Annotated in this window: 19 protein-coding genes and 1 pseudogene; 13 read left to right on the top strand and 7 right to left on the bottom strand. The window is 35.5% G+C overall.

The features are described 5' to 3' along the window. The first annotated feature begins 14 nt into the window (after positions 1-14). From AC0IXC_RS06550 to AC0IXC_RS06515, 8 genes are all read left to right on the top strand, one after another. Positions 15-1,028, top strand: a complete 1,014-nt coding sequence (locus AC0IXC_RS06550) for a molybdopterin-synthase adenylyltransferase MoeB (protein WP_002031598.1) — start codon at positions 15-17, stop codon at positions 1,026-1,028. A gap of 43 nt (positions 1,029-1,071) precedes the next feature. Further along, positions 1,072-2,361, top strand: a complete 1,290-nt coding sequence (locus tag AC0IXC_RS06545; protein WP_471652723.1) for a molybdopterin molybdotransferase MoeA — start codon at positions 1,072-1,074, stop codon at positions 2,359-2,361. Between the two features lie 44 nt (positions 2,362-2,405). Then, positions 2,406-2,876 (top strand): molybdenum cofactor biosynthesis protein MoaE, encoded by a 471-nt coding sequence (locus AC0IXC_RS06540; protein ID WP_471652722.1) that lies wholly within the window; start codon positions 2,406-2,408, stop codon positions 2,874-2,876. Then, positions 2,873-3,106 carry a molybdopterin converting factor subunit 1 gene (gene moaD, locus AC0IXC_RS06535; RefSeq protein WP_107887964.1) on the top strand — a complete coding sequence of 78 codons (234 nt, stop codon included), beginning with the start codon at positions 2,873-2,875 and terminating at the stop codon, positions 3,104-3,106. The genes AC0IXC_RS06540 and moaD overlap by 4 nt, the downstream gene beginning before the upstream one ends. A gap of 80 nt (positions 3,107-3,186) precedes the next feature. Beyond that, complete coding sequence (gene narK / locus AC0IXC_RS06530; protein ID WP_002031603.1) at positions 3,187-4,356, top strand: nitrate transporter NarK; 1,170 nt, start codon at positions 3,187-3,189, stop codon at positions 4,354-4,356. 267 nt (positions 4,357-4,623) lie between these two features. Next, on the top strand, positions 4,624-4,821 hold the full coding sequence (locus AC0IXC_RS06525; protein WP_000737853.1) for a PspC domain-containing protein: 198 nt from the start codon (positions 4,624-4,626) through the stop codon (positions 4,819-4,821). Between the two features lie 495 nt (positions 4,822-5,316). Next, complete coding sequence (locus AC0IXC_RS06520; protein WP_002189422.1) at positions 5,317-6,060, top strand: amidohydrolase family protein; 744 nt, start codon at positions 5,317-5,319, stop codon at positions 6,058-6,060. A gap of 85 nt (positions 6,061-6,145) precedes the next feature. Beyond that, on the top strand, positions 6,146-7,063 hold the full coding sequence (locus tag AC0IXC_RS06515) for an AEC family transporter (protein ID WP_002031605.1): 918 nt from the start codon (positions 6,146-6,148) through the stop codon (positions 7,061-7,063). Between the two features lie 224 nt (positions 7,064-7,287). On the opposite strand, the gene AC0IXC_RS06510 is transcribed toward AC0IXC_RS06515, so the two are convergent. From AC0IXC_RS06510 to nirB, 5 genes are all read right to left on the bottom strand, one after another. Beyond that, the gene (locus AC0IXC_RS06510; RefSeq protein WP_002189424.1) at positions 7,288-7,758 is read right to left on the bottom strand and encodes a precorrin-2 dehydrogenase; all 471 of its coding nucleotides are present in this window, start codon (positions 7,756-7,758) and stop codon (positions 7,288-7,290) included. Beyond that, a complete protein-coding gene (locus AC0IXC_RS06505; RefSeq protein ID WP_002189425.1) occupies positions 7,751-8,461 on the bottom strand; it encodes a sirohydrochlorin chelatase in 711 nt (236 codons plus the stop codon). Before AC0IXC_RS06505 ends, AC0IXC_RS06510 begins: the two co-directional genes overlap by 8 nt. Then, on the bottom strand, positions 8,458-9,882 hold the full coding sequence (locus tag AC0IXC_RS06500; protein ID WP_002031608.1) for a uroporphyrin-III C-methyltransferase: 1,425 nt from the start codon (positions 9,880-9,882) through the stop codon (positions 8,458-8,460). The genes AC0IXC_RS06505 and AC0IXC_RS06500 overlap by 4 nt, the downstream gene beginning before the upstream one ends. A gap of 214 nt (positions 9,883-10,096) precedes the next feature. Then, positions 10,097-10,411 carry a nitrite reductase small subunit NirD gene (gene nirD / locus AC0IXC_RS06495; protein WP_002031610.1) on the bottom strand — a complete coding sequence of 105 codons (315 nt, stop codon included), beginning with the start codon at positions 10,409-10,411 and terminating at the stop codon, positions 10,097-10,099. A 15-nt stretch (positions 10,412-10,426) separates the two neighbouring features. Further along, a complete protein-coding gene (nirB, locus tag AC0IXC_RS06490) occupies positions 10,427-12,832 on the bottom strand; it encodes an NADPH-nitrite reductase large subunit (protein ID WP_107888427.1) in 2,406 nt (801 codons plus the stop codon). Between the two features lie 340 nt (positions 12,833-13,172). Here nirB and AC0IXC_RS06485 point away from each other — a divergent pair. Beyond that, positions 13,173-13,262: pseudogene (locus tag AC0IXC_RS06485) on the top strand (transposase); the annotation flags it as partial. A gap of 71 nt (positions 13,263-13,333) precedes the next feature. Further along, entirely contained in the window at positions 13,334-14,689 is a 1,356-nt protein-coding gene (locus tag AC0IXC_RS06480) for an RNA-guided endonuclease TnpB family protein (RefSeq protein ID WP_471652721.1), read from the top strand. A gap of 397 nt (positions 14,690-15,086) precedes the next feature. Here the strand turns inward: AC0IXC_RS06480 and ric are convergent, their stop codons facing one another. Together ric and AC0IXC_RS06470 are read right to left on the bottom strand one after the other, a co-directional pair. Further along, positions 15,087-15,794, bottom strand: coding sequence for an iron-sulfur cluster repair di-iron protein (ric, locus tag AC0IXC_RS06475; protein ID WP_107887432.1), 708 nt, complete (start codon positions 15,792-15,794; stop codon positions 15,087-15,089). 203 nt (positions 15,795-15,997) lie between these two features. Beyond that, positions 15,998-16,954, bottom strand: coding sequence for an excalibur calcium-binding domain-containing protein (locus AC0IXC_RS06470; RefSeq protein WP_326996508.1), 957 nt, complete (start codon positions 16,952-16,954; stop codon positions 15,998-16,000). Positions 16,955-17,162: 208 nt separating this feature from the next. Between AC0IXC_RS06470 and exsG the strand changes: the two genes are divergently transcribed. The 3 genes from exsG to AC0IXC_RS06455 all read left to right on the top strand — a co-directional run bounded on the left by exsG (position 17,163) and on the right by AC0IXC_RS06455 (position 19,647). Then, positions 17,163-17,315: an exosporium protein ExsG gene (gene exsG, locus AC0IXC_RS06465; RefSeq protein ID WP_000395676.1), complete on the top strand. Its 153-nt coding sequence runs from the start codon at positions 17,163-17,165 to the stop codon at positions 17,313-17,315. Positions 17,316-17,564: 249 nt separating this feature from the next. Then, a complete protein-coding gene (locus tag AC0IXC_RS06460) occupies positions 17,565-17,774 on the top strand; it encodes a hypothetical protein (protein ID WP_002085943.1) in 210 nt (69 codons plus the stop codon). A gap of 262 nt (positions 17,775-18,036) precedes the next feature. Further along, positions 18,037-19,647: a lipase family alpha/beta hydrolase gene (locus AC0IXC_RS06455; protein ID WP_434088048.1), complete on the top strand. Its 1,611-nt coding sequence runs from the start codon at positions 18,037-18,039 to the stop codon at positions 19,645-19,647. Positions 19,648-20,041: the final 394 nt, after the last annotated feature.

The following is a 20,041-nucleotide window of genomic DNA, read 5'->3' as shown; positions in this document are numbered from 1 at the left end:
AAGGAGGATTCCCTATGCAAGAGCGATATTCAAGGCAAGTATTGTTTTCTGGAATTGGTGAAATGGGACAAAGAAAAATAAGAAAAAAACATGTGCTCCTAATCGGTGCGGGTGCACTAGGAGCTGCAAATGCGGAAGCGCTCGTTAGGATGGGGATTGGGAAATTGACAATTGCTGACCGTGACTACGTCGAATGGAGTAATTTACAGCGGCAACAGTTATATACAGAAGAAGATGCACAGCAGTGTAAACCAAAAGCAATTGCAGCGGCAGAACATTTAAGAAAGATTAATTCTGAAGTAGAAATTGTACCAATTGTAACGGATGTCACAATGCAAGAAATAGAAGAGTTAACAAAAGAAGTGGATCTTATATTAGATGCGACTGACAATTTCGATACGCGTCTACTTATAAATGACATTTCGCAAAAAGAAAATATACCTTGGATATACGGTGGATGCATTGGAAGTTACGGTGTAACGTATACAATTCTTCCAGGGGAAACACCATGCTTTCGCTGCCTAATGGATCATCCTATGGGCGGTGCAACATGTGATACAGCAGGAATCATTCAGCCGGCTGTACAAATGGTCGTTGCTCACCAAGTGACAGAAGCGATGAAAATATTGGTGAATGATTTTCAGGCGCTAAGGGGAACGATGTTATCATTTGATATTTGGAACAATCAATATCTCTCATTAAAAGTAAATAGGCAGAAGAAAAGTACATGTCCATCTTGTGGGAATGTACGCACTTACCCAAATTTAACATTTGGATCACAGATGAAAACTGAAGTGCTATGCGGGCGGAATACAGTTCAAATCCGTCCAGGGATAAAGCGAGTTCTTAATTTAGAAGAAGTTCGAAATCGCTTACAAAAAAGCGTGAGTGTCAAAAAAACTCCATATTTACTATCGTTTCTAGTAGATGAATATCGTTTTGTTTTATTTACAGACGGTAGGGCATTTATTCATGGGACAAATGATGTAAAAATGGCAAAACGATTATACGCAAAATATATAGGATGAACAGAAAGAGAGTTTATCCTTATCAAAACGAGGTGAAAAAAGAATGCTAGAAAAACGTAAACCAATTCCAGTAGCAGAAGCAGTTGCACGCATAATGGAGTATGCTCATCAAGGTGAAATAGAAAAGGTTTCTCTTATAGACAGCTACGGTAGAATGCTTGGAGAAGATGTTATTGCAGATCATGATGTCCCGCATTTCGATCGCTCTCCGTACGACGGATTTGCGATTCGAGCGGAAGATACAAAAGAAGCAAATAGCAGTAACCCGATTCAGTTCGAAGTGATTGGTGAGATCGGGGCAGGTTCTGTTTTTAGAGAAGAGGTGAAAGTATTTCAAGCTGTACGTATTATGACAGGAGCTGCAATTCCAGCAGGATGTAATGCGGTTGTTATGTTAGAGCTAACGGAAGGATTTGAAGAAAAAGAAAAGACTTATATGAAATTAAAACGCTCTTTTGCTGCTGGTGATAACATTTCTTTTAAAGGAGAAGATGTAAAACAAAATGCCATACTTGTGAAAAAAGGGACTTCTATTAACCCTGGAGTAGCGGCGCTTCTTGCTACGTTTGGTTATAGTTCCGTACATGTTGTAAAACAGCCGGTTATTGGAATTGTAGCGACAGGAAGTGAACTTTTAGAAGTACATGAACAGCTTAAATCGGGGAGGATTCGAAATAGTAATTCCTATATGATTGCTGCTCAAATTGAGCGAGCAGGTGGAATTGTACGCTATTATGGACAATTTGCTGATGATTTAGAGACGTGTTATGAGACCGTAAAAAGAGCAATAAAAGAAGTCGATATTTTAATTACAACTGGTGGCGTTTCAGTAGGAGACTACGATTATTTACCTGCTATTTATGAGAGATTACAAGCTAATGTACTTTTCAATAAAATAGCGATGCGACCAGGAAGCGTGACAACTGTAGCTGAGCTAGAAGGAAAACTATTATTTGGTCTATCTGGTAATCCCTCTGCTTGTTATGTCGGATGTGAATTATATGTTAGACCAGTTATTCGAACATATTTGCAAAGAAAAGATCCGCATGTATATCGTGCAGAAGCGATTTTACAGAAAGATTTTCCGAAAGCAAACCCATTTACTCGTTTTGTAAGAGGGAGAGTAGAAATTGTAGATGGCCAATTGCAAGCTACACCAGTTGGTTTAGATAAATCTAGTGCAATTTCTTTACTTGCAGAGGCGAACGCATTTATCGTCCTGCCGGGCGGAACAAGAGGATTTGAAGCAGGAATAATTGTTTCGGTATTATTATTGGAATCGAGCATAGGAAGTGAGTGGCCGTGGAAAGAACCACTTCGATCATACAAGTAATAGAAAAATAGATTGCTAATTTATACAAAGGTAAGAGGTGCAAAATGACACATACGTATTATGAAGTAATTGATACACCTATTTCAATTGAAGAAGTTACAAACAAAGTAATTCGGTGTGAGTGTGGTGCGGTTACTACTTTCATTGGTACCGTCAGAGAATTTACGAAAGGACGTCGTACGCTATATTTAGAGTATGTAGCATATAAAACAATGGCGGAAAAACAGCTTGAGAAAATTGGTAATGAAGTAGAAGAGAAGTGGCCTGGGACATATGTAGCAATTACACATCGCATTGGTACATTGCAAATTTCTGATTTTGCTGTTGTTGTCGCCGTTTCAACACCACACCGGAAAGCAGCCTATGAGGCGAACGTATATATTATGGAGCGTATAAAACAAATTATTCCGATTTGGAAGAAAGAGTTTTGGGAAGATGGTGAGTCATGGATAGGTGATCAGTTAGAGAAAATAGCATATGCAAATGGTGAGCCTAAAAGGGAGATGAGAACATGATTGAAGTACTATTATTTGCACATTTGCAAGAAGAAGCAAGTAAGCCGGCCTTGTACATAGATTGTGAAAATATTACGGTTGTTGAACTAAAGGAAGTTCTCATTAAGAAATACAGCGTAGCGATTTCAAACGAGATAATGGTCGCCGTAAATGAAGAGTATGCAAATGAGGATGACATTATTCAAACTGGCGATGTAGTAGCAATGATTCCGCCAGTAAGTGGTGGTTGATTCTTTTCAGCCTAATCATGTTAGGACGTGATTAGGCTGGAGAGAATGAATATAACTATGCATACATAGGAGGGAACAAGGTGAAAAGTCCTAATTTTCAATTAAGTTTACAAACTTCTAATCTAGTTATCGGTTTTATGGTATGGGTTATCTTATCATCATTAATGCCATATATTAAAGCGGATATTCCATTAACTGCGGGACAAATTTCTATGGTCACAGCAGTACCCGTTATTTTAGGTTCTATTCTTCGCATTCCAATTGGTTATTGGACAAATCGTTACGGAGCAAGAAAATTGTTCTTTATTAGTTTTATACTTTTATTATTCCCTGTCTTTTACATTAGTGTTGCCAATTCTATGATGGATTTAATTATTGGTGGATTATTTGTAGGGATTGGTGGTGCTGTATTCTCTGTAGGAGTAACTTCTCTACCGAAATACTTCCCGAAAGAGAGTCACGGTTTTGTAAATGGTATTTACGGTGTGGGTAACGCTGGAACAGCAATTACTTCATTTTTAGCACCTGTAATTGCGACATCAGTTGGCTGGAGAACAACAGTACAGTGTTATTTAGTTTTACTTGCAGCATTTGCACTTATGAACTTTTTATTAGGCGATCGTAAGGAAAAAAAGGTGAATACACCATTAATGGAACAAATAAAAGGTGTATATAAAAATGAAAAACTTTGGTTTCTATGTATCTTTTATTTTTTAACTTTCGGATCATTTGTTGCATTTACAGTATATTTACCAAACTTTTTAGTATCTCACTTCGGATTAGAGAAAGTAGATGCAGGCATGCGGACAGCTGGATTCATCGTATTAGCAACAATGATGCGCCCGATTGGTGGTTGGCTCGGTGATAAATTTAATCCATTTAAAATATTAATCTTCGTATTTATCGGCTTAACACTATCTGGTATTGTTTTATCATTCATGCCTAGTATGAACGTGTATACGTTTGGTTGCTTACTAGTCGCATTCTGTGCAGGTATTGGAAATGGCACAATCTTTAAGCTTGTTCCAATGTACTTCTCTGAGCAAGCAGGGATTGTAAATGGGGTTGTGTCAGCTTTAGGTGGATTAGGAGGGTTCTTCCCACCATTAATTTTAACGTTACTATTCCAACTAACAGGTCATTATGCAATTGGATTTATGGCGTTATCAGAAGTCGCTCTTGCTTGTTTAATCATTACAGTATGGATGTATAGCCAAGAGAAGCTGTTAGTGATGTTAAAGAATCATTAATAAAGAAAAAGAACCCTCCTAAAGTAATCTAGGAGGGTTCTTTTAGTAATAGGCTTCGATATGTTTTTTATTGCTAACTTAACAAACACTTGTATTCTAAAATAATGTGGTTTAAAAATGAAAAACAGAAGTTTTATGGAATTTTATGTTAAAATATAGATATCAGATGTTATTCAATTAAAGGGTTAGTTAAAGAAAGTTTAAATCTCTTCCGAAGATAGAACTAATTTTTAGCATACAAATACTTAATTGGATCGGGGTGTTTAGATGAAAAAATTATATAAGTCCACTCAAGATAAACAAGTATCAGGTGTATTAGGTGGCTTAAGCGATAAGTATGGAATTGATGTAAGTATCCTTCGCATAGTCACTGCATTATCAGCCTTTTTTACTAGTGGATTTACGGTGTTACTTTATATAATAGCTGCAATTGTTTTACCTACAGATAAAGATATTAAGAGATAAATGTATGAACTTAAATCTAATTCCACAATCGAGAACTCTGTTTTTTGTCTATTGAAAGTTTCCAAAGTAAAAGCAACAGTACGATTGTTATAAGACTGAAATGAACAAACGAAAAATCCTCATAAAACATTCGGAATATATCGAGAACGAAAATAATAACTTTTGAATTAAACGATGACTATTGATCGCTAACGAATCGATAAATAGTCGCTCCTTTCTAAAGGATATCTATTAATCTGTATAAAAATATATTGGTGGATTTAAATATTCTGAAATTCCAAAAACATATGACGGTATTTATAACAAGAAAAAACTTCATATTTTTTAGGGCCAGATTTTTTCGTAAGGCTAATGGATATTGTGAAAAAGTACACTTAAAATAAAGAATAAAGTTTAGGTCGATAAGATAAAATTATGAATTTGTATAAATAATCCATAATTTTCTTTATGAGTCATATTTGATATGTTAAAGAAAAGAGAGGGGAGGGAAATGAAATGAGAATTTTTGATGCACATTTTCATATTATTGATTTTAATTTTCCGATTATTGAGAACCAAGGGTATTTTCCACCCAACTTTGTTGTAGAAGATTATCAGAATGAAACTCCTAATTTGAATGTAATTGGTGGAGCGATCGTATCTGGTTCTTTCCAAGGGTTTGATCAAGAATATTTATTAAAGGCACTAAAACAGTTGGGTTCAACATTTTGTGGCGTAACACAATTACCTTTTACAGTGACGGATGAAGAAATACTAAATTTAAATGAAAATGGGGTAAAAGCATTACGCTTTAATATTAAAAGAGGTGGTTCAGAAGATTTATCGAAGCTGGATTACTTTGCTAGAAGAGTTCATGATTTAGTAGGATGGCATAGTGAGCTTTATATGGATGCAAAAGAGTTGCCCGAAATTGCATCCACTATAGAAAAATTACCAGCTATATCAATTGACCATTTAGGGTTATCAGAAGAAGGTTTACCATATTTATTAAAACTAGTTGATAAAGGGGTACATGTGAAAGCTACTGGTTTTGGTCGTGTCGAATTAGATGTTGAGAATGCCTTAAAGTCGATTTATGAAGTTAACCCAGATGCACTTATGTTTGGAACAGATTTACCATCTACAAGAGCAAAAAGACCTTTTGAGTATGGAGATATCAAATTGATTCAACAGCTATTTGATGAACAAGCTACCGATAAAATCCTGTATACGAATGCTTTCAAATGGTATTTTGGGTAGCGTCAGGGGCTACATTTGAATTAACTGTATCCATATTTAGTAAAGAGTTTAATCCAACTATAATGTATTTAGAATGGGGTATTAAATGTTTGTTTTTATTATATTAGACGTGATATTACCAATATTAATATTGATTCTAATTGGTGCAATCTTACAAAGAAAGTTCCAATTTAACTTAAAGCAGCTATCTACACTTATTACTTATTGCTTGATGCCAGCGGCTGTATTTGTGAATATATATGATATTAGTATAGAAACAGGTTTGTTGCTCCAGATAATATACTATTTAATACTTTACAGTCTGAGTGTGATGATAGTAAGTCATTTCATTTCAAAAACATTAAAGTTAGAAAAAGGAGAAAGTGCAGCTCTAAAAAATAGCATTTCGTTAATGAATTCCGGTAATTATGGATTACCAGTAAGTCAATTGATTTTCAGTCACAATCCAGTGGGGGTTTCCATTCAGATTTTCATTGTGATTTTCCAGAATCTTTTAACTTATTCATACGGGATATATAACTTACTATCAGCAACAAAAACAATCGGAAGTATTATTCAATCATTTCTAAGACTGCCTGTATTTCATGCACTCATATTAGGGGTTCTCTTTCAATCTTTTACAATTCAAATACCTAATTCTATCTTTCTACCTCTTAATCAGCTTGCGAATAGTTTTGTTGCAATAGCACTCATATTGCTAGGAGCGCAATTATCCAACATTAAGCTTAATTTTTTCCATCGAGTCATAACATGGGCTTTAATTGGAAGATTATTGATGGGACCATTATTAGCACTTGCCATGATATACCTACTAAACATTGATGGTATTGTTGCACAATCATTATTTATTGCAAGTTCTTTTCCTACTTCAAGAAATACAGCAACTATTGCTATGGAGTATCAAATAGAGCCTGAACTACATGCACAAATCGTTTTATTTTCAACACTTTTCAGCATTATTACAGTAACTGTCGTTATTTATTTGTCATATATTTTGTTTTGAATATACGTGCAAAAACGGATAGATTTGAGGCGGTAAATGATGGACGGAAATCCCATCGATATGAGAAGAAAACAGTCTTTGATATATTGGGTGTCGTTTACAATTGTACCATGTCTGATAATCAAGCGGCTTAATTCAAAAAAGGAACTAAAACAAAAAGAACAAACGCTTCTAAAAAAACGTTTGTCCAAAGGTAATTACTATTTTAGCTAAGAAATAGATTATTATTTGTGAGTACGAGAAAGCTTTTTTATAAGTTTAGGAAATATAGATGTTAGTTCCTGCTTCAAACGCTTTGTAAACGATGGATCCTTACCTGAAGTTGAAATCGTTACAATATATTCATCATTTCGGATGACACCAGGTGTGTGAAAGGATGATTCTGTGCCATCACTTACAACGTTAACCCATTGGAAATCATGGGAGGCCTGTTTGACCATCATATTGACATCATGTTGATTTGTAGCTGCATAAATAAGGTGAGCATCTTTAATATCATCATTACTAAAAGTTTTTTGCTTCCAAGTAATATAAGGAAGTTCCTTCATTTCCTCGCAAATCTCTGGGCTGATAACGGTGACAAAAGCGCCTGTATCTTTTAATCCAGACGCTTTCCGATATGCAATTTTACCACCACCAACTATAACAACAACTTTTTTATCTAAATTAAACATAAGAGGATACATATTATACATACACACATTCCTCCATTCGTTCTAATAATGCCAACTTCATATATGTATCAAATTGAAGACAATTACAAGTCGTAACGTGATCATATTTTTTTGTATGCAACTTAATTTTTTGAAGCAACAATCCGGTAAAGAGAAGGTACGGCATGACATATACATGGGACGCAGTCGATGTTATCGTCTTGAGCTCAGCAGTAAAAGAGGGCGCTCCTTTCGTTAAAAAGGAGCACGATACGGGCATACCGAGTTTTCGTTCGACCGCTGCTCCGATTTGTTGTAACTCATGTATCGGCTGTGGATCACTACTGCCTCGTCCTACGAGTAAAACGCTACTATCTTGCTTTGGCATAGTTTCACGTATTCTTTTCACTACAAGTTCAACCATATGTGGATGCGTACTAAAAGGTGGTACAACTGAAAATGTTATATGTGGATATTTCTTTTGTAGTTGCTCTATTTCAAAAGGAATATCACGTTTATAGTGAGCTGCTGCAAATAATAAAACAGGTACAATCAATATTTCAGTTGCGCCCTCTAGTATTGCTTCTGTAACTGCATCCGAAATGGTAGGTGTCGTTAGTTCTAGAAAAGCTATTTTTTGACTCCTTTCGTTACGTTCTTTCATAACAGATTGAATAAAGTGAATGAATTGTTCATTACCTTCTCGCAGGCGACTACCGTGTCCAACATATACAATTCCTTTCATCGTACCACCAAATCTTTCTTCATAATCATGTCTTGTAATTGCTCATCTACATTATGAAAACCAACTTTATTCGCATAGTGTAACGTTGGAATGTCGGTATACGAGAAGGGAAGAGTAAGAATATCGATAAAGCCAAGTCGTTTTATTTCTGCTAGAAACGTATCAATTGAAGCACGCCCTTCAAATACAATGCTATCCCATGAGAATTCAGAAAGCATACGAGAATGAATTTCATCGAAGCGATGATCAATTGTATACTCATGAGTCATCATATAAGACCCAGCACCAATTTTTTCTTGAATAAAACCAATTCGATTAATATTTCTGCCTAAATAAACAGTTGTATCGGAAGAGAACTCTGCTTGTTTACTTAGTAGCCCATATTGCATAAGTTTTTCTTGAGTGGCAACGTTCATATACTGCAGTTTCGCCTGTAAGGAACGAATATCTTTCTGGTGTTTACTACATGATCGCATCAAGATTTCTACACTTTCATCTGAACAAAATACAAGGCGATCAACGTTAAAAATTTCATTGATTTGTTCAGATGTTAACGTGTATTCTTCCCTTTTGAAAGTTGGAATTTGATATGTTTCTGCACCGCATTCTTGTAACTTTTGCTTTATGAAACTGGTTTTATTTGTTGCGGATGCAAATAAAACTTTTTTACCATGCAATGGTTTACGTTCTTTCCAAGCGATTTGATCCCGTAAGGAAACGACATCACCAACAATTGTCATAGAAGGGTTAGAAATATTTTCGTTTTTGACGACAGGAACAATGGTTGAAAGTGTTCCTGTGACAACGCGTTGCTTTCCAGTTGTACCCCACTCAATGACTGCTACGGGTGTATTTTCTTGTTTTCCTGCTTGTAGTAAATTTTCACAAATTGTAGGTAAGTTTTTTATACCCATGTAGTAGGCAATTGTATCGCTATTGTGGGATGAATTATATTTTCCATGATCGGTTAAAGGACCTTTTGCATGCCCAGTTAGTAAAGTAACGCTATTACTATAGTCACGGTGGGTGAGGGGGATACCTGCATAGCTACTAGCGGCGATGCTAGATGTAATACCTGGTACAATTTCATATGGAATGTCCGCTGCTGCTAAAGTTTCTGCTTCTTCACCAACACGGCCAAAAATAGATGGATCTCCGCCCTTTAAGCGGACAACGATTTTTCCTTCTTGTGCAAATTGAAGGAGGTGGGCGTTAATCATTTCTTGACGCATAGTATGATTCTTTGGCATTTTACCGCAATAAATAAGTTCACAAGTTGGCTTTGTATAGCTAAGAAAGTTAGGGTTCAATAAGCGGTCATATAAGACAATATCTGCACGCTTTAAGCAATCTATCGCTTTCTTTGTAATAAGCCCTTCATCACCTGGTCCTGCACCAACTAAATATACATATCCGTTCATAATCGCACCTCATCATTTTTTATTTAAAAGGAAGCCAGAGGAGGCTTCCTTTCGTAAATTACATGTTTATCCCGCTATTTGCAGGGCAGTAAGACCCCTACCTCAAAATTCAGCGAAAGCAAAGTAGTTAGGTAGGGATCAACTGCCCGTAAAAGCCCGATTGGTGAGGGCTAATAATCAGCGGGGGATGAACCAATCCCCGCTGATTAAAGTTTCACTTTATATAAATGTCACCATCAATAACTTCTACTTCGTACGTTTGGATACAGCCGTCATCAGGTTTTTGAACTTCACCTGTTAGCAATGAGATTTTCCAATCATGCAGTGGACAAAAGACGAATTCCCCAGATACAATTCCTTCCGCTAACGGTCCATTTTTATGAGGGCACCGATTTTCTACAGCTCGAATATCACCATTTGAAAGGCGGAATAGGGCGATAGACATGTCTTTCATTTGTACCTCTTTACCAATTTGAATAGGAAGGTCTTCCGCACGCATAACTTTTATTTTTTCTTTCGTTTGTATCATATAGATCACAGCTCCTTATTTCACAGTTTCTACTTCATACATCGCTTTTAAAGACTTCGTTTCTAGTGCTTCTCCCCAAGCTTCCGTATATGTGCTACGAGCTGTTTGGAAACGATCATTTAACATCGTGACCATACTTGTATCTTGTAGTATTTCTTTTATATGATCGAAGCCTAATCGTTCTGTCCAATAGGCAGTACGCTCCCCGTAAATACCAGTTTCACGATAATATTGCATGTAAGCTGTAGCGATGCGAAGGACATCGTCTTCAGTAGGGACGATCATTACAAAATCAGCCTCGCGTACTTCCGTACCACCATTTCCACCGATATACAGTTGGAATCCATTTTCAACACACACAACGCCGAAATCTTTCGTAAGTACTTCCGCACAGTTACGTGGACAACCTGTTACACCCATTTTCATTTTATGAGGTGTATCTACCATTTCTAATGACTGTTCAAGGAGCATACCAAGTCCTAAAGAATCTTTCGTACCGAAACGACAGAAGCGAGAACCAACACATGATTTTACATTACGAAGCGATTTTGAGTACGCATATCCAGAAGTCATATTTAAGTCAGCCCATACGTTAGGTAAATCTTGTTTCTTAACACCATATAAGCCGATTCGGCTCGCACCTGTAATTTTCACAAGAGGAACGTCATATTTTTTTGCGACTTCAGCAATTTTCATTAAATCATCTGCGGTTGTAACGCCTCCGTACATACGTGGAATAACAGAGAATGTACCATCATGCTGGATGTTACCATTCATTCTTTCATTAACGTAACGGGATGATTTATCATCTACATATTCTTCCGGAATCGCCATACGTAAATAGTAATTTAAAGCAGGACGACATTTCGAACAGCCGTCTTCATGTGCAAAACCGAGTACATTTCGTACTTCTTTTGGCGATTTTAAACCTTTCTCGTGAATGGCGGCTACGACTTCGTCACGTGATAAAGTTGTACATCCGCACATACCAGCAGACTGCGCAGAAGCATCAAAAGCATCTCCGAGTGTATGAGCTAGAACTTGTTCCACAAGCGGACGACATTTACCACAAGACCCTGCGGCTTTCGTGCATCCTTTAACTTCTTCAAAAGTAGTTAACTCTTGTTCTAAAATGGCATGAACGATTGTACCTTTCGTAACGCCATTACATCCACAAATTGTGTCATCCGCACTCATTGTAGCAACGTCAAGTTCACTTTCTTCACCAGCTTTGTGAAGAAGGGAAGCGGCTGTATATTCTTGTATATCTTCTTCTTTCTTTAACATGCTAAAGAGGCGTGTACCATCAGTTGCATCACCATATAAAACGATACCGACGACTTTATTGTCACGAATTAATACTTTTTTATAGGAACGTTTACATTCATCAAAGATTGAAATTGCTTTCGTTTGATCATCTTCATAAATTTGACCAGCAGAGAATAAATCACAACCTGCAACTTTTAACTGTGTACCGACGATGCTGCCCGTATATCCATTAGTTTGTAAATTCGTTATATGTTTTGCTAATATTGCGCCTTGTTCATAAAGAGGAGCAACAAGTCCATATGCGATACCGTCATGTTCTGCACATTCTCCAACTGCATAAATGGATTCATCATTCGTTAGCATATAGTCATTGACTACAATGCCGCGATTTACAAGTAAACTAGCATCTTTTGCTATTTGAGTATTTGGGCGTATTCCGACAGCCATTACGATTAAATTACAATCTACAACTTCACCATCTTCAAATTGAATGCCCTCAACATGGTCTGTACCAAGAATCTTTACAGTTTTCTTTTCCATTAGAAACTTCATGCCTTGCGCTTCTAAATCTTCACGCAATAGGGAAGCTGCTTTCGTATCTAGTTGTTGCTCCATTAAGCTAGGCATTAAATGAACAACATGTACGTCCATTCCTAAGTCAATAAGACCTCTTGCGGCTTCTAAACCGAGTAATCCACCACCAATGACAACGGCCTTTTTCTTTTCTTTAGCGGTATCCATCATAAATTGTGTATCTTCAATTGTTCGAAATCCTGTTACACCAGGAAGGGTGGAACCTTCAACTGGTAAAATAAAAGCACTAGAACCTGTTGCGATAATGAGTTTGTCGTATGTAATAGTACGATTTTTTTCTGTAATAATAATTTTTTCTTTTCGGTTAATACTTTGAACTCTTTCATTTGTATACAAAGTTATTTCATTTTCTTCATACCAACTGTATTGATTCATAATGATATCTTGCATATTTGTTTTTCCTTGTAATACATGAGAGAGCATAATACGGTTGTAGTTCGGATGTGGTTCATCTCCGAAAATAGTAATCTCATATAAATTACTATCATGTTTTAATATTTCTTCCATACAACGTATGCCAGCCATACCATTTCCGATCATAACTAAACGTTTTTTCATTTTCGTTTCCCCTTTTTATGTGAAATGTTGAACAAAGGATTATATTTCTATTATAGAAAATTAAAAAAGAGGGAGATGTGATATTTATCACATTTTTATCCCTTTCGGCAAGAAGACTCCATCTAATTTGTGTTACGGGTGAAACCCAACAATTCAGGTGGAGATGAATTGCTATCATTCAATAGACCAAACACTTTTGTTTGGTTCATAATAATTTTTTGAGGGCGAATATTTATTTCTTTTTGTCTTGCGATATAATCCGCCCTTAGATAAGGAGGGAATATATCGTAAGATAACGAAATTGGATAATAATCATCATTCGGTTACTTGAGCCAAATGTAATTACGATGAAGAACATGTTCACATTTTGTTCCGTTTCGTTCCAAATATTGATTTGTCAAAAGTAATTAACAGTTACAAAATTATTTCTTTCCTAAGATAAAATACTATCTTAGGAAAGAAATAATTTTAATGGACTCTCTAAGAAAGGTGGTGAAAACAATGGCTAGAAAGAAAGCAGTGAAAGTATTACGTAAACAAAAGAAAAGAGAAACCATGCAACGATTCACGCAGAAACAGAATATCGGACGAGCTTGTCTCACAGCTAAAGAATTTCGCTTACTGCAACGCATGTCACATAGTTCTAAAGCATTGCGAAATGTTGGATTGTACACGATTAAACAAAGTTATTTGAATAATAACAAGATGGCTACTGTAAAAGAAGTGGACACTGCCATGCAAACCGATATGAACTACTGGGGTATTCAATCAAACTCTGTTCAAGCGATTCGTAGAGCCTTATTTACAGAAGTGAAGAGCTTTTTTAAAGCAATGGAACAGTGGAAGAAAAAACCTGAAACCTTCACAGGTCGTCCTAAGTTTCCGAATTATTCCCGTTCCACTGACAAACGAATCATTGAAATCTATCAAGTTCCAAAAGTTGATAATAACGGGTATTGGATGATTCCGATGAATGTTGCATTCAGAAAAAAATTCGGTTCCATTAAAATACGTATGCCTAAAAACTTAAGAAATAAAAAAATCTCCTACATTGAGATTGTACCGAAGCAAAAAGGTCGGTTCTTTGAGGTGCATTACACATATGAAATGCACGTTTCTCAAATGAAGAAACAACCCACGACTATTAGTAAAGCTTTGAGTTGCGATTTAGGTGTAGACAGATTAGTAAGTTGCGTAACAAATACAGGTGATGCATTTTTAATTGATGGAAAAAAATTAAAATCCATTAACCAGTACTTCAACAAAATGATACGTAATCTACAACTGAAAAACATGGAAAATGGACTTTCTAAACGAGTTGTAACGAACAAAATGGCTGCACTTTGGCATAAACGGGAAAGACAAATAAATGGTTACATTTCACAAACTGTAGGCTTGTTGTTCGAAAAAGTGAAAGCATTCAACATAGATACTGTTGTCGTAGGGTATAACGCTGGTTGGAAACAAAAATCTGATATGGGAAAAAAGAATAATCAAAAATTTGTTCAAATCCCATTTCATAAACTGATTGCAGCAATTGAGAATAAATGTATAAAAGAAGGCATCCGATTTTTAAAACAAGAAGAAAGCTATACTTCAAAAGCTAGTTTTCTTGATAAAGATAGGGTTCCAGTTTGGGATAAGGATGATAGGACGCATTATCGCTTTAGTGGCAAACGAATCACTCGTGGTCTGTACCAAAGTAAAGCAGGAACATGTATCCATGCTGATATTAATGGTGCATTGAATACATTGGAAAAATCAAAAATTGTACAATTGGATGACAATCTCAAAGTGAAAACGCCGATTCTATTAAAAGTGCAAAAACGTAGGGCTTTTGCTTCGCGCATAGCTTAGTGGGTGTGTCAACCATCCATGTGTACTCGACTTGTCGGGGCTTGTAGCACACGCCGGATTCATCTGAGTGGTGGCTTCTTCCTCAAGGAAGAACTGCTCTTTTTCGAAAGGGTGGTGCAAGTGGGGAAACGATTGTTCGTTTCTAGTACCAACCAAAAACTTACTTGGGGTGTTACCTTAAGGTGGCATGAATTCTAGAGCGTCAAACTGTCTAGCGATAGACGAAAAGACCTAGCGTTCTAACTCAAGCCTCCACTGAAACGTTTTATCTCAGTGGGGGTAGTTGACAATGATTCACAAATTGTTAAAATTAGGATTTGTGTGAGGGGGATGTGGGTATTTTTCAAAAAATGAAAAAGCAGGACATAAGTATTTACACTCATGTCCTGCACTTGATTTATACTCTCGTAATAGCACGCGGAAATAAAATATTATTTTCTAAATGAATATGCTCAAATAAATCAGATTCAATGGCTTCAAGGCGCTGGTAAACAAGGCGATAAGTACCGCAAGCTCCTTCTGGTGGAGTAAAGTCATTTGTAACCTTACGAAGTTCTTTAATAATATTGCCAGCGTGGTTATGTTCATTTTCGAGCTCATCTACTACTTTACGTAACTTTGCATAGTTTTCATCAGTTGGATTTTGTTCGAATTCTAAAATTAACGGGAAATCTTCCGTTTCTTCTTTAATTAAATGTTGTTCTAATTCAATCTTAAGTTCATGAAATAGTTTATGAATTTGAGCTAAATGAGGCTGACTTGCCCCATGAACGCGTAATACTTTCGTCACATATGGACTTAACTGTGGCAACTCTTCATTTAAATAGCGATGATGCTTATTAATCACATAATCAATCAATTCACGATATGAAGCATTTTTCCAATCAATTTCAGATTCATTTAATAGTTTCGTATTATTATAAAGTGTATTTAACTCTGTAATTACCTCTGTTGCCGATAAATTTCTTTCATTAATTGCGTCAATAAGTGGTCTATTACCACCACAACAAAAGTCTATTCTATATGATTTAAAAAGGTCACTAGCTTTCGGAAATTGTGTAACAATCTCACCGATAATTGAAGTTTCAGTAAATGTATGTTTCATATGAATGCCTCCATAAAGTTTAAATGTAATATCTAAATTAAGAATAGCGTTAAATTAAAATCAATGTGGTGATTTAAATCACTTATTATGTGTCATTTTTGAGAATAATAAAATGAGTTTTATAAAAGGGAGAGGGAGGGTAATTCGTCGCAATAGTTTCTGATAATAAAAAAAGAAGCTTACTAGAAGCTTCTTTTTTACTACTATTTTTCACATGCAACTCCATCGCCATCACGATCAAGTTTAGAGCTATAACCTGGTTGATCTCTATATAATGGAGCTTTTCCAGCGTTTTTAACTTCAGTACAATTTTTGTAAGTTACATTACTATTGTTACCTGCAGCTGGTTGTGTTTGAGCTTGCTGTACTTTTTGCTCTTCTTGTTGTTTGCGAGCTTGTTCATCAGCCTGGCGTTTTTGCTCTTCTTGTTGTTTGCGAGCTTGTTCATCAGCCTGGCGTTTTTGCTCTTCTTGTTGTTTACGAGCTTGTTCATCAGCCTGGCGTTTTTGCTCTTCTTGTTGTTTACGAGCCTGTTCATCAGCTAGACGTTTTTGCTCTTCTTGTTGTTTACGAGCTTGTTCATCAGCTAGACGTTTTTGCTCTTCTTGTTGTTTACGAGCTTGTTCATCAGCTAGACGCTTTTCATCTTCTTGCTTAAGAGCTTGCTCTTCGGCTTGGCGTTTTTCATCTTCTTGTTGTTTACGAGTTTTTTCGTCCGCTTCTTTCTTTTCTACTTCCTTTTTCTTTTCGTCATCTTTTTTCTCTTCACTATTAGAAGCGACTTGTTTATTAGTTGCTGTCGTTTTTTCAGAAGAAGGACCTGAAATACCTAATAGCACAACAAAAATGACAAATAAAATAGCTGTAATGATAAATTGTTTTTTTGCAACACCTGTCTTTTTAATTACAGATAATATTGCTAGTACGAGGAAGAAAATAAATAAAACAAAGCTTAAAATAGAAAAGAATTCAACGATTGGGTGATTAGAAGTCTCTGCGCCAGTTATTATTAAGACGATTGAAATCATAAAAAGAATAACGGTAGAACGACCATATCGTATTGCTTTACCATTTTTCTTAAAGAACGAGATGATGCAAAGAATTAAAAGGATAAAAGCAATAAAAAATAAAGCTGCACCAATATTACTCAAAACTGCCATTTTCATACCTCCATTTGTAAGATTTTCTCTATTGATTATATAGGGATTTATTGGATATTACACGTTTTATATTAATTTAGAAAATTAATATTTTTAATAGACTTATAAACATTTATTTCGTATATAAGGAAAAATAGATATATCTACTATTACATTTTGAAAGAGATTTCATAAATTATGGTATATCGATTGAAAGGAGGAGATTTGAATGGAATTTCAATTATTAGTGAATTGTGTGTTACAAGAAGGGAATGCTTACTTTTTAGTAACAAAAGTAGACGATGTTATTACGTTGAAAGTGCCAATTACAGCAGGAGTAGCAGGTTTATTCTTAGCTTTAGGTGTACCAAGATGTTCTTAATTTAGCTTTTGATAGTAAAAGGATGAGGGACAAGCCTTCCCCTTTTACTATTACATAATTTTTTTATGTAAACTAAATAAGGATTTTTAAGTTTTTTAATATTATTTTTGCCATAGCACGTTTAAAACGGACATGCATATACTATAATGTTTCATTGGCCTTTGATGATGAACGATAGTTTTAAAAAGTGTATCGAAAGTAGAAGTGATATTCTTTTCAATAATGAAAATAAAAGAGGTGCTAGTATATATGAAAAGACGAACGTATGATATTCCAGTCGTATTACGAAGAGAATGGTTTTTAATAGAATTAGCGCATTTAACAAAAAAATATGGGATTGAAATAGCAACTAGTAAAATAGAAGATGCACCATTTCTAAGAGATCAAGTTACAGAATTCAAAATAGGAGCGGGTTTGCAATATGATAAATATGATGATGAGTACATCATCGAGTTTTAAACAAAGAAGCTGCGTATAAAAGGTTATTAAAGAGACCTTTTATACGCAGTTTTTTTGTAAAGAGAAAGCTTTATTGAGAAATATTCAAAACGCTTATTGTAAAAAGGAATGAAGAAATGTTGAGAGAATAACGTTTGATAAGAAAGGAATGCGGCTATTAATTTCTTATTATATTGTAACGTAAAAGTAATTGATTAAATGGAATTTAAAACAATTGGTGTTCAACGGAATGGTAGCGTTTTCTTTCGGGAGAAAAAGGGGGATGTTAATGGGAATTATGAAAAGGAGTATCGCATTATTTATTGTACTTTGTTTTATGAGTCCGCTGGTTTTTAGTGCAAATGTACACGCGGAGGTTGTAACAGAGCTTAAGACTGGCTTTCCAAATCAAGAAGTATTTACTCCTGGAGAATGGTTTTTAGGTCAGAAACCTGCTAATTATGATGAGAATAAAACACCAATTCTCTTTGTACAAGGAAGAAATGGTAATGCGGATAGTTGGTATGGAAAGACAGTATATCATGAGATGAATGATATGTACGATTATGCTTTGAAAGCAGGCTATCAAACTGTATTTATTCAATTATATGATGCCGCGGGGAAAGGATCAGCTAGCCAATGGGACAATGGAAAATTGTTAGCACAAAAGCTTGAAGAGATTTATAATCATTTTGGCAAAAAAGTAAATATTGTAGCTCACAGTAAAGGTGGTATTGATACACAAGCTGCGTTAGTTGGATATGGAGCGAATCGATTTGTTGGAAATGTTATTACGCTTGCCACTCCGCATTACGGATCCAATTTAGCGGATTTATCATATAGTTGGTGGGCAGGATGGCTTGCCTCTATATTAGGTCAAAAAGATGATGGGACATATTCATTGCAAATAGGTGAAATGGCAAAGTTTCGTTCTACAATAGATAATAATCCTGCAGCTAAATTAAACCGTTACTATACGGCTACTGGGACAAGCTGGGGACCTGTTTTTTCAGCACTATCTATGGGCGGGTTGTATTTGTCATCATACGGTTCTAATGATGGATTGGTGAACGAATGGAGTGCTAAGTTACCATATGGAACACATTTATTTACAGATTCACGATTTGATCATGATAATATACGAAAAGGTTCAGCCGTTTTCGCACGAATTGAACCATATTTACGGACAGTAAATGTACCAGTACCAGCTTTATTAGCCCCGAGTAATAGTTCAGAGGATAAGGTAGAACAATTAAACACAACTTCTAATCAAGCTATTTTAGGAGGAGAGTTGTCACAAAATGAGTGGGTAGGACAAACTGTCGCAGTTGATAAAAAAGCAGAAGGGGTAGTTTCTATTTTAACAGCTTCTTCAGATGTAGAAATACAACTAATATCTCCAAAAGGAAAAGTTTATACAAATAAAGATAGTGCTGTATCTACTGGTGAAGGTGAATCTCTCTTTAAAGGAGCCACTATAAGAACATTTAAATTTGATAAAATGGAAGCAGGAGAATGGCAAGTTAAAATGATGGCGAAGCAGCCGAAAGATGCATATTTAATCGTGACCGATTACAAAAAAGATGCTCCGTTCGTCCTTCAAATGCCGGCAAAGGTTAAAGTAAATAAGGCAGAGTATAAACTCAAAAAATCACCTGTAGCTCCAGAAATGAAAGGCGATCTTTCAGTAACAGTACGAGTAATTAATAAAGATGGAAAATTAGTTTCTGAATCAAATGAATCGAAAAACATTAATACAACTACATTTACAGGTGCTTTGAAAAATATAGAACAGCCAGGTGTATATAACGTTACAATTGATATGAAAGGAATGAATAAGGAAGGACAACCTTATAATCGTACGATAGTTAAATCGGTTTATGTGGAGAAGTAGGAAAGAATGAATCGGTTTTAATAAAAAAAGTGCCGAATTCTTGTGGAAGAAGGATTTCGGCACTTTTTCATGTTTATTAGATGAATAGAAAAGTGAAATAGGAGCTTATGTTCTATAAGAGGACGATAGGAATCAAAAAAATGTTATGCAATAAAAAAGATGCTGAATTAGCATCTGAATGTGAGGGAATAGTATTAACTTAGTTTTGTAACTGTTAATTCAACTGAATTTATACCATTATCACAAATATCGCCAAAGTAAAGAAGAGAAGTATTTAAAGGACAGCATTTTAGTGAAACAGAGAAATGGATAAAGCGATGATTAAGTTTTTAACTTAGTCGTCGCTTTTTATTTATGTAGTTGTGCAGGAAGAAGGCAAAAAATATCGAATGAA

The sequence above is a fragment of the Bacillus sp. AC266 genome (assembly GCF_979253805.1).
Note: the sequence above shows the minus strand (reverse complement) of the source record. Positions and strands in the feature narration are given on the sequence as shown.